This is a genomic window from Stenotrophomonas sp. STEN013 (assembly GCF_056760355.1).
Map to the genome: position 1 here is coordinate 24697 of NZ_JBRREO010000009.1, position 14192 is coordinate 38888.

Below are 14192 nucleotides of genomic sequence, written 5' to 3' on the forward strand. Positions count from 1 at the left end.
CATCTGGAGCATTCACGCCCCGATATCGGTTGATGTCGGGGCTTTTTGTCTGTGCCTTTGTAGCCTGGGTAAGCGCAGCCGGGGGCTTTGCTTGCCCAACCTGCTCGAACGCGTTTTCTTGCAACGTTGATTTCCCCGCAAAGAGCCCCCTCCCTTTGGCGTCGCTCAGGGGAGGCTTTGGCTTTGGCTTTGGCTTTGGCTTTGGCTTTGGCTTTGGCTTTGGCTTTGGCTTTGGCTTTTAACCCTGCACCCGCTCATCCCTCCCGCCACTGCACCCATAGTGCGAAAATCCCCGCTCCCTGCCCCAAGGATTCCGCAATGTCCAAAACCGCCCTGATCACCGGCGCCACTTCCGGCTTTGGTGCCGCCGCCGTCCGCCGTTTCGCCGCCGCCGGCTGGAAGGTGATCGCCACCGGCCGTCGCGGCGAGCGCCTGCAGCCACTGGTGGCTGAATTCGGTGCGGACGTGGTGCACGCCGCCACCTTCGACATCCGCGACCACGCCGCGATGGACGCGGCGCTGGCCGCGCTGCCGGCAGGCTTCCGTGACATCGACCTGCTGGTCAACAACGCCGGCCTGGCCCAGGGCACCGCGCCGGCGCAAGGGGCGGCGCTGGAAGACTGGCGCACGATGATCGACACCAACATCACCGCGCTGGTCACGCTTACCCACCGCCTGCTGCCGCAGCTGATCGCCCGCCGCGGCGCGATCATCAACATCAGCTCGGTGGCCGGTGTGTATCCGTATCCGGGCGGCAACACCTACGGCGGCACCAAGGCCTTCGTCAGCCAGTTCTCGCTGGGCCTGCGCTCGGACCTGCACGGCACCGGCGTGCGCGTGACCACGATCGAACCGGGCATGGCCGAAACCGAGTTCACCCTGGTGCGCACCCACGGCGACCAGAACGCCTCGGACAAGCTCTACAGCGGCGCCCACCCGATGACCGCCGAGGATATCGCCGAATCGATCTTCTACGTGGCCACGCTGCCGGCCCACCTGAACATCAACCGGCTGGAGATCATGCCCACCAGCCAGTCGTTTGCCGGCTTCCAGGTCGCCCGCGACCCTTCCTGAAGGCGTTCCGCAGGCCGCTACCGGCGGCCCTTCGGCAGCGAGGGGAAACCACCCACCACAGACTTTGCCTGTGGATGGATTGCACGCGCGCTCGGCGGGCTTGCGCGAATGCCGCCGTGGCTGCCATCGGCGGTGCGCAGGGAAGAAGTCATCAATGCCTGTCGAATGCTGCCTGCCACGAACAGCCGGGGGTCGGCCGGGGCCGACCTTGGCACCTGCCGCATGCCGCCAGCCCCAGCCGCGATGGCGGCCGGTGCGGCGGGGCCATCAGCCTCGCCGCGCACCCCCAACGGGCCGAAGATCGCGACCGGACCCTCCCCAGCGGGCCGGGCTGCTGGACCAGCGCGGCTACACGGTGAACAGCGGGCCCGCTACCTGCGTAGCAGCTGGACCCCACCGCGCTGCGCCAACCCCGGTCAGAGATCAGCGCAAGCCACTCACAGGTGCGTCAACGGTTCGTCCGACAGGTAGGTGTAACCGGTCAGGCCCGCTTCCAGCGCCGCGTCCAGTTCGGCGGCGCGTTCGGCCGGCAGGTTGGCTGCGGCCACGCGCGCCTTGTAGGCGGCGCGCAGGTCGTCGAGCCTGTAGCCGACGTAGTCCAGCATCACGTCGGTGGTGTCGCCGCGACGCTGCTGGGTGATCACATAACCGTCGGCGTCGGCCGCCACTTCCACCGCGTCGGTGTCGCCGAACAGGTTGTGGATGTCACCGAGGATTTCCTGATACGCGCCGACCAGGAAGAAGCCGATCCGGTAGCTCTCGCCATTGCGCACTGCGTGCAGCGGCAGCGAGCTGTCCAGGCTTTCGTTCTCGACATAGGTCTTGACCATGCCATCCGAGTCGCAGGTCATGTCGGCGATGATGCCGCGCCGCGCCGGGCGCTCGTCCAGCCGCTCGATCGGCATGATCGGGAACACCTGGTCGATCGCCCACGCATCGGGAATCGATTCGAACACGCTGAAGTTGACGAAATACTTGTCGACCAGGCGCTCGTTCAATTCGTCCAGCGCCGGGCGGTGGCTCTTCTCGTCATAGCTCAGGCGCGCACGCACGCCGTGGGCGATGGCGTAGAACAGGTCGTCGATGCGCGCCCTTGCGGTGAGGTCGATCTGGCCCAGCGCGTAGGCCGCCAGCCCTTCGGCGTGGAAGTGCTGCGCCTCCTGGAACAGCTCCACTGCCGGACGCTGGTCCAGCTCGTCATGGATCTCGCGCAGGTGGCGGATCGCGGCCGGCTCGTCGTCATGCGCCTCGGGGATACGCCCTTCGGCGGCCTGCTCCACTTCGGACACGTTGGCGATCAGCACCGCGTGGTGGGCGGTCATCGCGCGGCCGCACTCGGTGACGATGCGCGGCGGGGTCAGCCCGTGCGCCTCGCAGGCCTCGGCCAGCGGCTGCACGATATTGCTTGCGTAGGACTCCAGCCCGTAGTTGATCGAGCAGAAGCTGCGCGAGCGGGTGCCTTCGTAATCGATGCCCAGGCCACCGCCGACGTCGACGTGGCTGATCTTCGCACCCAGCCGCGAGAGCTCGACGAAGTAGCGGGTCGCCTCGCGCATGCCGTTGGCGATGTCGCGCACGTTGGAGATCTGGCTGCCCATGTGGAAATGCAGCAGGTTCAGGCAATCGGCGTACTCGGTGTCACGCAGCGCCTTCCACAGATCCAGCAACTGGCGCGGGGACAGGCCGAACTTGGCCTTGTCGCCACCGCTGTTTTGCCACTTGCCGGCGCCCAGCGAGGCCAGACGCATGCGCACGCCCAGGCCCGGCTTCACGTCCAGCGCCCTGGATTCCTCCAGCACCAGCTTCAGCTCGGACGGCTTCTCGATGACGATATAGGTCTGCAGGCCGAGCTTGCGGCCGATCAGCGCCAGGCGGATGTACTCGCGGTCCTTGTAGCCGTTGCAGACGATCAGCCCGCCCGGCCGGCTCAGCGCCAGCACCGCCATCAGCTCCGGCTTGGAGCCGGCTTCCAGGCCGAAGCCCTCGCCGTGGTGGCTGGCCAGGGTGCCGGCCACGCCACGGTGCTGGTTGACCTTGATCGGGTAGACCGCGGTGTAGCCGCCCGGGTAGTCCCAGTCGGCCTGGGCCTGGGCGAAGGCCGCCTGCAGCTTGCCCAGGCGCTGCCCCAGGATGTCCGGGAAACGCACCAGCAGCGGCAGTTTGGCGCCGGCGGCACGGGCCGAATCGACAATCTGCGGCAGGGAAACGGTCACGCCTTCGCTGCCGGCGGGGCGGACCACGACGTGACCGGCGGCATCGACGTCGAAATACCCATCGGACCAGTGCGGAATCGAATAGGTCTTGCGGGCCTGGTCCAGGGACCAAGTACTGCTGGAAGTCATGGCTGTTCGCTATTTCTGGCGCGTGGCGACGCGTTCTTCATTGCCGTGGCGGGAACCCCGTTGCGGCGCGGACGCGCATTCTAACGCTAGCCGGCCACCGGTCCGTTACAATCCGCGCCCGCGTCCCCCGGGGGCGCCTTTTCCGGATGTGGCACTCGCCACGCGGCCCCGGCCGCCAGCCCGGCTTCCCATCTGAGCAGAGGATCCTCCACGCCCATGAGCAGCAACGACAACTGGTTCATCGAACACTTCCAGCCGACCGGCTCGGCCATCGGTTTCCGCATCACCGAGAAACTCGAAGAGGTGCAGTCGCCGTTCCAGAAGATCGAGATCTACAACAGCACCGACTGGGGCAAGCTGATGGTCATCGACGGCGCCATGATGCTGACCAGCAAGGACAACTTCTTCTACCACGAGATGATCAGCCACCCGGTGCTGTTCACCCACCCGAACCCCAAGCGCGTGGTGATCATCGGCGGTGGCGACTGCGGCACCCTGCGCGAGGTGCTCAAGCACCCGGGCGTGGAGAGCGCCACCCAGTGCGATATCGACGAGCAGGTCACGCGCATGGCCGAGAAGTATTTCCCGGAACTGTGCGAATCCAACGGTGACGCCCGTGCCGAGCTGCTGTTCGACGACGGCGTGGCCTATATGGCCAACTGCGCGCCGGGCAGCGTGGACGTGGTGATCGTGGATTCCACCGACCCGGTCGGCCCGGCCGAGGGCCTGTTCAACAAGGCCTTCTTCGAAAGCTGCTTCCGCGCCCTGAAGGACGATGGCCTGCTGGTGCAGCAGAGCGAGTCGCCGCTGGCGCTGCTGGACCTGATCCGTGACATGCGTTCGGAAATGGGCAAGGCCGGCTTCCAGTCGTTCAAGACCCTGCCGTTCCCGCAGCCGTGCTACCCGACCGGCTGGTGGTCGGTGACCGTGGCCAGCAAGCAGGCCGGCTTCGGTTTCGGCTTCCGCCAGGCCGATGCGGCCGCCAAGCCGTTCGACACGCTGTACTACACCGCCCCGCTGCACACCGGCGTGCTGGTCAGCCCGCCGTTCGTGGCCAAGGCGCTGGGCGAGTAAGCCGCACCGCCCCGATTCGTGGACCCGACCCCGCGCTGCCTGCCAGCGCGGGGTTTTTCATGCTGTGACGCCGATGCATACCCGCCCACGGCAGGCAACCCGCCCGGCGCAACACTCCTTTCCGTAACAAAGTTCCTACATTTTTTTTACATTCAGAGTTCGTGGACTGCCCAGTTCTATAATTGCGCCCCGCCCGTTCCGGGCACGCAAGACCGGCATTGCAAGACGCTTTCTGCGCCCCCGCCGCGTCAGGAAGGTTTCCATGAACACACTGCCTGCTTACGACGGCCACCGGCCTGTCGTTTCCACCGCCCAATTGCTCAAACGCGGCGAACGCCTGCTCGAGCCGGATGTCTACCGCACCGAGCTGGGCGGCCGTCCGGCCGTGGTCAAGGACTACCGCCGCTACCGCGGTACGCCGCTGTCGCCGGTCGCACGCCTGCTGGTGCGCCGCGAAGCCCGCGTGCTGCGCCGCCTGAAAGGCTGGAAACACGCACCGGCGCTGCTGGGCACCGTCGGCGGGCTGGCACTGGGCATGGAGTTCGTGCCCGGTGAAACGCTCAGCCGCGTGCAGGGCGCAAGCCACGAGGTGTTCGACCAGCTGCAGCAGGCGCTCAGCCGCCTGCATGCGGCCGGCATCACCCACAACGATCTGCATGGCACCAATGTGGTGGTCAGTGCCGGGGTGCCGGTGCTGCTGGACTTCACCTCGGCCTGGCGTTCGCCGCGCTGGCTGCGCAACGGCCCGATCTCGCGCCAGCTGCGGCGCAGCGACATGAAGAACCTGGTGAAGATGCGCCAGCGCCTGACCGGCCAGCGCCCCAGCGCCGAACAGGCCGCGCTGCTGGCCGAACCCGGCTGGGTGCAGGCCCTGCGCGGCACCTGGAAGCGCCTGTACCGGCACCTCAAAGGCCAGGCCTGAGGCCTGACCGGCGGCGCTTACAGCGCGTCGCCGTCGAGCTCGCCGGTGCGGATGCGCACCACGCTGCCCAGGTCGTACACGAACACCTTGCCGTCGCCGATCTTGCCGGTGCCGGCGGCCTTGACGATGGCTTCCACCACCTCATCGGCCTGGGCATCGGTGACGGCCACTTCGATCTTCACCTTGGGCAGGAAATCGACCACATACTCGGCGCCGCGGTACAGCTCGGTGTGGCCCTTCTGCCGGCCGAAGCCCTTGACCTCGGTCACGGTGATACCGGCCACGCCGCGTTCGGACAGCGCCTCGCGCACGTCATCAAGCTTGAACGGCTTGACGATGGCCATGATCATTTTCATCGACTCGATCCCCTCTCTTGGTGTGCCTGCGAAGGATAGCCTGCCGCGCCCGCGCATGAGCGGCCGGCGTGCCGGCCTCGACGTTCCGGATTATCCTTACAACCCGTCGCAACCGACTCTGATGGCCGCACCGGCTGGAACCGTCCTAGGCTCGAGCCCTTCCTGCGGAGACCTGCCATGATCGACCTGAACCACATTGACGAGCTCGCCCGCCGGCTGAGCGACCTGGTCCCGCCGGGCCTGCGCGAATCGCGCGAGGAACTGCAGGCCACCTTCAAGAGCGCCCTGCAGGCCGGCCTGTCCAAGCTGGACCTGGTCACCCGCGAGGAATTCGAGGTGCAGCGCGCGGTGCTGCTGCGTACCCGTGAAAAGCTCGACGCGCTGGAACAGGCGGTCGCGGCACTGGAAAACCGCTCCGCCCCCAACGCCTGATCCGGGCCATGAGCCTGGCGCTGGTGCACAGCCGTGCCCGCGCGGGGGTGCTTGCGCCCCCGGTCCGGGTGGAAGTCCACCTGTCCGGGGGACTGCCGTCCACCCAGATCGTCGGCCTGCCCGAGGCGGCGGTGCGCGAATCGCGTGACCGCGTCCGCGCGGCCCTGCTGTGCGCGCAGTTCGAATTTCCCGCACGCCGTATCACCATCAACCTGGCCCCGGCCGACCTGCCCAAGGAGGGCGGCCGCTTCGATCTGCCGATCGCCCTGGGCATCCTGGCCGCCAGTGGCCAGATCGACCGCGACGCCTTGGCGCAGTACGAGTTCATCGGCGAACTGGCGCTGACCGGGGAGCTGCGCGCGGTCGACGGCGCGCTACCGGCCGCCATCGCCTGCGCCCGAGAACACCGCACCTTGATCGTTCCGCCCGGCAATGCCGCCGAGGCCGCGCTGGCGCAGGCCGCACCGGTCAAAGTCGCGCGCACCCTGCTGGAAGTCTGCGCGGCGCTGTCGGGGACCAAGGAGCTGCCCGATGCCATTGCGCCCACCGCATCGGCACCATCGTTGCCGGATCTGGCCGATGTGCGTGGTCAACTGCATGCACGGCGGGCGCTGGAGATCGCCGCCGCCGGGTCGCATCACCTGCTGTTGCTGGGTTCCCCCGGCTGTGGCAAGACCCTGCTGGCCTCGCGCCTGCCAGGTATTCTTCCGGCGGCCAGTGAAGCCGAAGCGCTGGAAACGGCGACCATCACCTCGGTCAGTGGCCGTGGCGTGGACCCCACCCGCTGGCGCCAGCGCCCGTACAGATCCCCCCATCACACCGCCAGCGCGGTCTCGCTGGTCGGCGGCGGTTCGCATCCGCGTCCCGGCGAGATTTCCCTGGCCCACAATGGCGTGCTGTTCCTGGACGAATTGCCGGAATGGAACCGGCATGCGCTAGAAGTGCTGCGCGAACCGCTGGAGTCCGGCAGCGTCACCGTTGCCCGCGCCGCCCGCAGCGTCGAATTCCCGGCCCGCTTCCAGCTGATCGCGGCGATGAATCCCTGCCCGTGCGGCTGGGCCGGCGACAGCAGCGGCCGCTGCCGTTGTTCGGGGGAGAGCATCCGCCGCTACCGCGCGCGCATTTCCGGTCCGCTGCTGGACCGGATCGACCTGCACCTGCAGATGGCACGGCTGCCGGCCAGCGAACTGCGCGGCGATGCCGCCGCCGGTGAGTCCAGCGCCCGGGTGCGCGCACGCGTGGAACAGGCCCGTGCGCGGCAGCTGCAACGCGCCGGCAAACTCAACGCCCATCTGGATCAGGCCGAAACCCTGCGCGACTGCGCACTCGCATCGGCCGACCAGTCGCTGCTGGAACAGGCCATGGATCGTCTGCAGCTGTCGGCGCGCTCGATGCACCGTATCCTGCGCGTGGCGCGCAGCATCGCCGACCTGGCCGGAGCGCACGACATCCAGCGTCCGCACCTGTCCGAGGCGATCGGTTACCGCCAGCTCGACCGGGTTCCGGCGACCGCCTGAGCCCCGCGCAGCCTGCCTGTTCAGGCAAGCCATGGCCTGCCCCGCGAAGATCGCCGCAACCGCCCCGGGGAGCCGCGCCATGGAACGCCTGCACCGCCCGTTCTTTCCGATCATCTACGTGCGCGGCTATGCGATGACCCGCGGCGAGATCGTCGAGACCACCTCCACGCCGTTCATGGGCTTCGAGGCCGGCTCGACCAAGATGCGCCAAGCCCAGGACGGCTCCATCGTGAAGTTCGTGTTCGAGTCGCCGCTGGTGCGGCTGATGAAGGACTACGACTACCGCGACGTCTACGAGTCCGGTGCCGAGCGCCGCGACCGCCTCTCGCCGCGCTGCATCGTCATCCACCGCTACTACGACCCGGCCGACCCGGCCTTCGGTGATGGCAAGGCGCCGTCCATCGCCGATGCCGCGCGCAGCCTGGGCAGACGCATCCTCGAGCTGCGCGACAGCGTCTGCGGCAGCAATGCCCAAGCGCGCCAGGACTTCCGCGTGCACCTGGTGGCCCATTCGATGGGCGGGCTGATCTGCCGCTGCCTGCTGCAGAACCCGGAAGTGGCCAGCGCCGAAGTCCGCGGTCTGGTGGACAAGGTGTTCACCTACGCCACCCCGCACAACGGCATCGACGTGGCCGGCATCAACGTGCCGCAGCTGCTGTCGATCAACGACATGGACAACTTCAACCGCCGCACCATGGGCAAGTACCTGAAGGTGCCCAAGGACAGGGTCAACACGCTGGGCGACTCAGGCTTCCCGCCGGAGCGGCTGTTCTGCCTGATCGGCACCAACAGCCGCGACTACGCCGCCGCGCACGGCTTGTCGTCCTTTGCGGTCGGCTCGCTGAGCGACGGCCTGGTACGTATCGCCAACGCCTATGTGGAAGGCGCGCCGCGGGCCTTCGTCAACCGCAGCCACAGTGGCTACTTCGGCATCGTCAACTCCGAGGAGGGCTACCAGAACATGGTGCGCTTCCTGTTCGGTGACACCTGCGCCACCGCGCAACTGGAAATCACCGCGCTGGCGTTTCCGCCGGAAGTGGAGGCCGCGCGCAAACGCGGCAAGAACGTGGAGTCGGCGTACTACATCGAGGCCACGGTCGCCCCGCGCGGCGCCTACACCTACGAGCTGACCGCGCGCACCCAGGCCAACCAGTGCGCGATCCGGCGCGGCTATGACGAGCTGTTCAATGCCGATGGCAGCCTGCGCGACGATGCCCGCGCGCCGGTGCTGTTCTCGGTGTTCCTGGACAGCGGCAAGATCCTGGCCGGCAGCGAGATCGCCTTTTCGGTGGACCTGGCCGTGTGCAACGCCGGCTACCAGATCGACGGGGCCCTGTTGCTCAAGCACCACATCCCCGCCGAATACCTGTTCCGCAACACCCTGGTGCTGTTCGCCAAACCCGGCAGCGATGGCCACTGGCAGCTGCGCTACGTGTGGAGCGATGAGCACTGGGCCGGCGGGAGCAAGACGGCAGCCACCCCGGTGGCGGACGGTACCCGCATCATCGGTATCCGCCAGCACGGCGCCGAGGTGTTCGCCATCCCGGTGCGCTCGGACAAGGGCTTTGCCGCCGAACTGAAAATCTCGCTGGCGGCATGGCAGTGAGCGGCGCCGCCGGGCATCGCCGCGCGGCGTTCAGTCCAGGCTTTGCTGCAGATCCAGCATCGGCGTCTGCGGCACGCTGATCCAGCCGGCGGCGGGATTGTCCAGATCGATCACCAGCGCCACCGCCAGTGTGATCAGCACAAACATCAACATGCTTGATTGCCGCTGCCGGCGCTGCTGGTAGCCGACCATGCCGGCAGCCATGACCGCGTACAGGACCAGGATGCGCATGATCCGCACCGGGATGTGCGCCTGCCGCGTGGCGATGCGGCTGGCGGCCAGGTCGATGGAATCATTGGTGGTGGAGACCAGCAGCGAAGCCAGTGGCGTGGTGCGGAACGCGCCGGTGGCCGCGACCACCGTGCGCCACAGTTCGCCTTGCAGCGCCGTGGTCTGCTGGTAGATCCGCAGCTCCTCGTCGGCGTCTTTGGCCGCACCGAAGGCGACCCGGTTATCCACGTAACGGCGCAGCACCTGGCGCAGTTGCTGCCGCGGCCCGGCCTCGAGCAGATCGGCGCGCAACCAGGTGGTGCCGATCGCATTGGCCTCGGCGATCACCAGCTCACGGCGGGCGTCGTAGCGCTGCAACGCCAGCGAGAAGGTGAACCCGATCAGCAGCGCCAGCAAGCCGAGTACCGCCGAAAGCGCGAAGGTATCGCTTTCCTCCACGTCCGGATTGCGCTGCTCAACCTTGCGACGCAACCACGCTCCGATCTCGCGCGCGATGACCAGCACGATGAAGAACAGCAGCGACACCAGCACCATCGGAAGATTGGGATACGGCGGGGCAATGAAATCCATGGGCAAGACGCTCCGGTCGATTCATGTTCGGATACCACCAAACGGTCGGCGGCCCGGTACCGGGCCTCCCCTGCACAGCGGCTTCACCGCCACCGGGCACCGCCGGTACCCCGACGTCACCACCATGCACCCCATGGCCGTCCGCAGACAATAGGCGACGCCACGCCCCAACCTACCTCCGCCCGACCAACACCTACAATTCCCCGCCTTCCCCCTCCCGTGCCCCATGAACGATCTACCTCCCATCTTCACCGTCCCTGTCGGCCGCTACCAGCACGTCAGGCAAGGCTGATATGAAGCAATCGGGCTGGCCCGCAGCCGAGACACTCGAACCCCGGGGGCTTTACAAGCCGATGTATGTAGACCTTGACCTCTCGGCGCGGCCATACACCATTTCTGTCGAGCAGACCGACGTTGAAGGCGGCACACTCTCCCGCTTCGCATACCAATCCGACAGCCCGCGACTCTCCCACAAGCCGCCACGGCCTTACTGCACACACGCCCCCCGGTTCGGCAGGGTGGCATGTGCATTTCACAATCGTCCCTTCCAGGAAGGAACTGAAAAGATGCGTCAAACTCTGGCGCCACAAAAAAAACGTCAAGCTAGTCAATCAAATTATTAGTCAGAGATTTATGTTGCCACTTTGGTTACTGATGAATCCGCTATCCCCGGACGCCCCGCATGCGGCGAAGCGACGAGAACTCCGTGCATGCGGCTGTTGATCGTAGAAGACTCGCAAGCACTGGCGCAGGCACTCGGAAACTCGCTTACCCGTGAAGGCTATATCTGCGACCACGCGCAGGACGGGGAGCAGGCGCTGGCCTTCCTGGAGGCTTTCGACTACGACCTGGTGGTACTGGACTGGATGCTTCCCAAGCGCGATGGCATCTCCGTGCTGAGCGAAATGCACCTGCGCGGTTTGCGTGCCGGGGTGTTGATGCTGTCGGCACGCGACCAGGTGGTTGATCGGGTAGCGGCGCTGGATGCCGGTGTCGATGACTACCTGGTCAAGCCGTTCTCCACCGACGAGCTGCTGGCGCGCCTGCGGGCACTGGCCCGGCGGCCGCTTGAAGCGCCCCCCATGCCGATGTTGCAGGCCGGTGAGCTGAGGCTGGACCCCCGCTCACGTAGGGTGTTTTGGCGGCAGCGCGATCTGGAGTTGACCCCAAAGGAATACGCCCTGCTGGAACTGCTGATGCGCCAGCCGCAACAGGTATTTTCACGTGGCCATATTTTTTCCCAGCTCTATGACAGCACCAGCGACGTGTCCGACAAAGCCGTGGAGGTCATCATAAGCACGCTGCGCACCAAGTTACTCAAGGCCGGTGCGGACCAGCGGATCAAGACGCGGCGAGGCTTTGGCTATGTCTTTGAGTGAAGTCCGTGGCGACTGGTCGATACGGCGGCGCCTCGTGTGGCAGCTGACGCTTGCGATGGGCTTCATTCTGACCCTTGTGTTCCTTGTGCTGGATTACGCCATCGACCGCGAAATGTACGCGCGTCTGGATCACTTCCTTGACGTCCGCGCCAGCGCCCTCGCCTTGCAGCTGCAGGTGCGCACGCCGGAGCAGGCGGCAAAGCTGCTGCCCGAATACGACCTTAGCGGCCACACCGACTTTTTCACCATGTATGACACCCACAAACGGCCGATCCTGCGCTCGGTCAATAGCCGCGGTCAGGCACTGCGGTTGCCGGAGGGTCCGCTTGAGCGATTGCGCCATTACGATCTGTTCCTGCCTGACGGGCATCCTGGCCGTGCCATCGTGTTGCGCGTCCCACGTGCCGAAGCCGCCACATCGGACTGGCTGGTGGTCGCCACCGAGCGGGGGGATTGGGATCTGGCCGAACGGCGCATCCACCTGGCCCTGATGCTGATCATCGCAGCTGCTGTGGCGGTGGCAGTAGTACTGTGTCTCTTGTTGGTACGTCGCGCGTTCCTGCCGCTGATGGAGCAGAGTGAACGGCTGCGGACGCTGCAGCCGGGCCAGCCACCACCACCGCCCGCCAGTGCCCTTCCGCACGAACTGGCGCCTTTCATCCGCACGCTGCACCAGGCCCTGCAGCGGCTTTACACTGCCGCCGAACGCGAACGTCGCTTCTCACGTGACATGGCCCACGAGCTGCGCACGCCACTGGCAGAGATCAGGGCCAGTGCGGAAAACGCATTTCACAGTGATGATGCATCGGCGACCACCGAAGCACTGGAGGTCGCCCTGTCGGCCACCGGCCGGATGGATCGCGGCATTGCCACCCTGCTGGCGATGGCACGCTATGAGTCAGGCCAAATGCGTCCTGCGCTTGATCCTCTGGACCTGGTGCCGCTTCTACGCCAGCAGGTCCAGGCCCTGCGGCGCATTCCCGGGGCGGGCGAGCGCTTACATTTGGCCGCCAATCTGCCAGGACAGGCCTGGGTGCATAGCGACACCGGCATGCTGGAACGCATCTTCGCCAACGTTTTGCAGAATGCAGCCGAGTACTCACCCGAAGCCAGCATTGCCGAAGCCGGGATCGAGACGGCTGACGGGCAGTATTGGGTCTGGGTGCGCAATGAAGCCCCTGGCCTGCAAGTGGAGGACCTGGAATACCTTGGGGCGCGCTACTGGCGCAAGACCGCCCAGGGAGCCACCGCACAGCACACCGGTCTAGGCCTGGCACTGGCCAGGGCCATCGCAGGTGCACTGGAGGTCAGACTGGACTTCAACTTGGAGAACGGAAATCTGACCGGACGGCTCGGTCCTTTCCCGATACTCTGAACTGCGCACCGTTTCGGCCACCGCCGTGAACGCAGGTAAGGACTGATGAGGTGACCGAACCCACCCTCGCGGCGCCCTAAGCTTTCCCAAAGCTTGGGCCGGCACTATCGCGGCACTTTTTCCGGTGCGAGCGGTTCCGATGTCCTCCTCCTTCCTTGTCAGTGCCTGGGTGCCGCTGTGATGCCGCAGCCGCGCCGGATTTCACGGATCACTCTATTGGCCGCGGCCATCGTGATCCTTGCGTTGGTGGCGGTGCTGTGGGGTTGGAGATCGTATTCCCGACCGGCAACCGCATCGGCTGCCCCGGCACTCGCACCACCCACAAGTGGAGTGCGGCTGGAGGCAATGCAGGCCGCCAGCTTGGGTATCAAGACCGAGTCGGCCGCCAGTACCGACACCGTGGCACTGACTCAGTTGCCCGCAGAGGCCATGCCGCCCCTGGCGGCCAGCACCCAGGTGACGGTGCCTTACGCCGGCATCGTGATACGGATACTGGCCGATGAGGGCCAGCGTGTTCGCCGTGGGCAACCGCTGTTGCGGCTGCAAAGCCGTGACCTGCTGGTGGCGCAAGCCGATGTACAGCGCGCACGGAGCCAGGCGGCGGTAGCCGACCAGCAGGCAAGACGCGATGTACTGCTTGCCGATGAAGGCATCATCCCGGTTGCCCGCAGGGAACAAAGCTTGGCCAGCGCCGCCATCGCCCGGGCCAGCCGCCTGCAGGCCGAAGGAATGCTTTCACAGCTGCGGGTCGTCAGTGGCGGATCGCCTGGCGAGTACGACGTGCTTGCCCCCCAGGACGGGCTGGTACTGCGGCGCAACGCATCTCCGGGCCAGGCCATGGAAGCCATGGCACCGGCCTATGTGATTGCCGATGCCACCCGCATGGACATCATGTTCAGCGCACCTACGGGCTTGCGGGAGCAATTGCGACCCGGACTGGAAGTGACGCTTCCCGGCGGTGAGAGCGCGCGCGTGGTATCGGTCAGCGGCGATACCGACCGCAACAGCCAACGCCTGCGGGTGCGCGCACAGACCGATGAAGGCAGTGCCCTGATGGCCGGACAGCAGTTCGCGGTAGTGCTCAAGCTGCCGGCGCCGGCAGGCGCATTGCGGGTCCCGCGCAGCGCCCTGTTGCCGTATCGCGACCAGTACCTTCTCTATGTCCAGCACGGTGATCTCTACCGTGGCGTGATCGCCGAATCGCTGGGTCATGACGATACCCACGCCGTGGTGGTGTCACCGTCGTTGCGGCCGGGCATGCCGGTGGTGAGTCGGGGCATCAGTGTCCTCAAGTCATTGGCACCGTTGGAGTAA

The 14192-nt window shown here is 66.4% G+C and carries 12 protein-coding genes; 9 read left to right on the forward strand and 3 right to left on the reverse strand.

All coding sequences use genetic code 11. From position 1 onward, the window contains the following. Positions 1–318: 318 nt before the first annotated feature. Entirely contained in the window at positions 319–1074 is a 756-nt protein-coding gene (locus ACVOMH_RS14210) for an SDR family NAD(P)-dependent oxidoreductase (RefSeq protein WP_481552381.1), read from the forward strand. 437 nt (positions 1075–1511) lie between these two features. Here the strand turns inward: ACVOMH_RS14210 and speA are convergent, their stop codons facing one another. After that, the gene (speA, locus tag ACVOMH_RS14215; RefSeq protein WP_481552382.1) at positions 1512–3416 is read right to left on the reverse strand and encodes an arginine decarboxylase; all 1905 of its coding nucleotides are present in this window, start codon (positions 3414–3416) and stop codon (positions 1512–1514) included. Between the two features lie 216 nt (positions 3417–3632). Between speA and speE the strand changes: the two genes are divergently transcribed. Together speE and ACVOMH_RS14225 are read left to right on the forward strand one after the other, a co-directional pair. Continuing rightward, positions 3633–4490, forward strand: a complete 858-nt coding sequence (speE, locus tag ACVOMH_RS14220) for a polyamine aminopropyltransferase (protein ID WP_054659350.1) — start codon at positions 3633–3635, stop codon at positions 4488–4490. Between the two features lie 262 nt (positions 4491–4752). After that, entirely contained in the window at positions 4753–5412 is a 660-nt protein-coding gene (locus tag ACVOMH_RS14225; protein ID WP_481552383.1) for an RIO1 family regulatory kinase/ATPase domain-containing protein, read from the forward strand. Positions 5413–5429: 17 nt separating this feature from the next. Here ACVOMH_RS14225 and ACVOMH_RS14230 read toward each other — a convergent pair whose 3' ends face one another. Next, on the reverse strand, positions 5430–5768 hold the full coding sequence (locus tag ACVOMH_RS14230) for a P-II family nitrogen regulator (RefSeq protein WP_054659346.1): 339 nt from the start codon (positions 5766–5768) through the stop codon (positions 5430–5432). Positions 5769–5945: 177 nt separating this feature from the next. Between ACVOMH_RS14230 and ubiK the strand changes: the two genes are divergently transcribed. The 3 genes from ubiK to ACVOMH_RS14245 all read left to right on the forward strand — a co-directional run bounded on the left by ubiK (position 5946) and on the right by ACVOMH_RS14245 (position 9323). Further along, entirely contained in the window at positions 5946–6200 is a 255-nt protein-coding gene (gene ubiK / locus ACVOMH_RS14235; protein WP_481552384.1) for a ubiquinone biosynthesis accessory factor UbiK, read from the forward strand. Positions 6201–6208: 8 nt separating this feature from the next. After that, positions 6209–7717 carry a YifB family Mg chelatase-like AAA ATPase gene (locus ACVOMH_RS14240; RefSeq protein WP_481552385.1) on the forward strand — a complete coding sequence of 503 codons (1509 nt, stop codon included), beginning with the start codon at positions 6209–6211 and terminating at the stop codon, positions 7715–7717. A gap of 79 nt (positions 7718–7796) precedes the next feature. Continuing rightward, a complete protein-coding gene (locus ACVOMH_RS14245; protein WP_481552386.1) occupies positions 7797–9323 on the forward strand; it encodes an esterase/lipase family protein in 1527 nt (508 codons plus the stop codon). Positions 9324–9353: 30 nt separating this feature from the next. Here the strand turns inward: ACVOMH_RS14245 and ACVOMH_RS14250 are convergent, their stop codons facing one another. Beyond that, complete coding sequence (locus ACVOMH_RS14250) at positions 9354–10124, reverse strand: bestrophin-like domain (protein WP_481552387.1); 771 nt, start codon at positions 10122–10124, stop codon at positions 9354–9356. Between the two features lie 710 nt (positions 10125–10834). On the opposite strand from ACVOMH_RS14250, the gene ACVOMH_RS14255 reads away from it, so the two are divergent. From ACVOMH_RS14255 to ACVOMH_RS14265, 3 genes are all read left to right on the forward strand, one after another. Continuing rightward, a complete protein-coding gene (locus ACVOMH_RS14255) occupies positions 10835–11503 on the forward strand; it encodes a response regulator transcription factor (RefSeq protein ID WP_481552388.1) in 669 nt (222 codons plus the stop codon). Further along, positions 11490–12878 carry a sensor histidine kinase gene (locus ACVOMH_RS14260; protein WP_481552389.1) on the forward strand — a complete coding sequence of 463 codons (1389 nt, stop codon included), beginning with the start codon at positions 11490–11492 and terminating at the stop codon, positions 12876–12878. Before ACVOMH_RS14255 ends, ACVOMH_RS14260 begins: the two co-directional genes overlap by 14 nt. Positions 12879–13238: 360 nt before the next feature. Then, positions 13239–14192, forward strand: a complete 954-nt coding sequence (locus ACVOMH_RS14265; RefSeq protein ID WP_481552390.1) for an efflux RND transporter periplasmic adaptor subunit — start codon at positions 13239–13241, stop codon at positions 14190–14192.

Excerpts from the sequence above, each read along its gene's own strand:
- ACVOMH_RS14210 (WP_481552381.1), top strand. The coding sequence starts at position 319 with ATGTCCAAAACCGCCCTGATCACCGGCGCCACTTCCGGCTTTGGTGCC.
- speA (WP_481552382.1), bottom strand. The coding sequence starts at position 3,416 with ATGACTTCCAGCAGTACTTGGTCCCTGGACCAGGCCCGCAAGACCTAT.
- speE (WP_054659350.1), top strand. The coding sequence starts at position 3,633 with ATGAGCAGCAACGACAACTGGTTCATCGAACACTTCCAGCCGACCGGC.
- ACVOMH_RS14225 (WP_481552383.1), top strand. The coding sequence starts at position 4,753 with ATGAACACACTGCCTGCTTACGACGGCCACCGGCCTGTCGTTTCCACC.
- ACVOMH_RS14230 (WP_054659346.1), bottom strand. The coding sequence starts at position 5,768 with ATGAAAATGATCATGGCCATCGTCAAGCCGTTCAAGCTTGATGACGTG.
- ubiK (WP_481552384.1), top strand. The coding sequence starts at position 5,946 with ATGATCGACCTGAACCACATTGACGAGCTCGCCCGCCGGCTGAGCGAC.
- ACVOMH_RS14240 (WP_481552385.1), top strand. The coding sequence starts at position 6,209 with ATGAGCCTGGCGCTGGTGCACAGCCGTGCCCGCGCGGGGGTGCTTGCG.
- ACVOMH_RS14245 (WP_481552386.1), top strand. The coding sequence starts at position 7,797 with ATGGAACGCCTGCACCGCCCGTTCTTTCCGATCATCTACGTGCGCGGC.
- ACVOMH_RS14250 (WP_481552387.1), bottom strand. The coding sequence starts at position 10,124 with ATGGATTTCATTGCCCCGCCGTATCCCAATCTTCCGATGGTGCTGGTG.
- ACVOMH_RS14255 (WP_481552388.1), top strand. The coding sequence starts at position 10,835 with ATGCGGCTGTTGATCGTAGAAGACTCGCAAGCACTGGCGCAGGCACTC.
- ACVOMH_RS14260 (WP_481552389.1), top strand. The coding sequence starts at position 11,490 with ATGTCTTTGAGTGAAGTCCGTGGCGACTGGTCGATACGGCGGCGCCTC.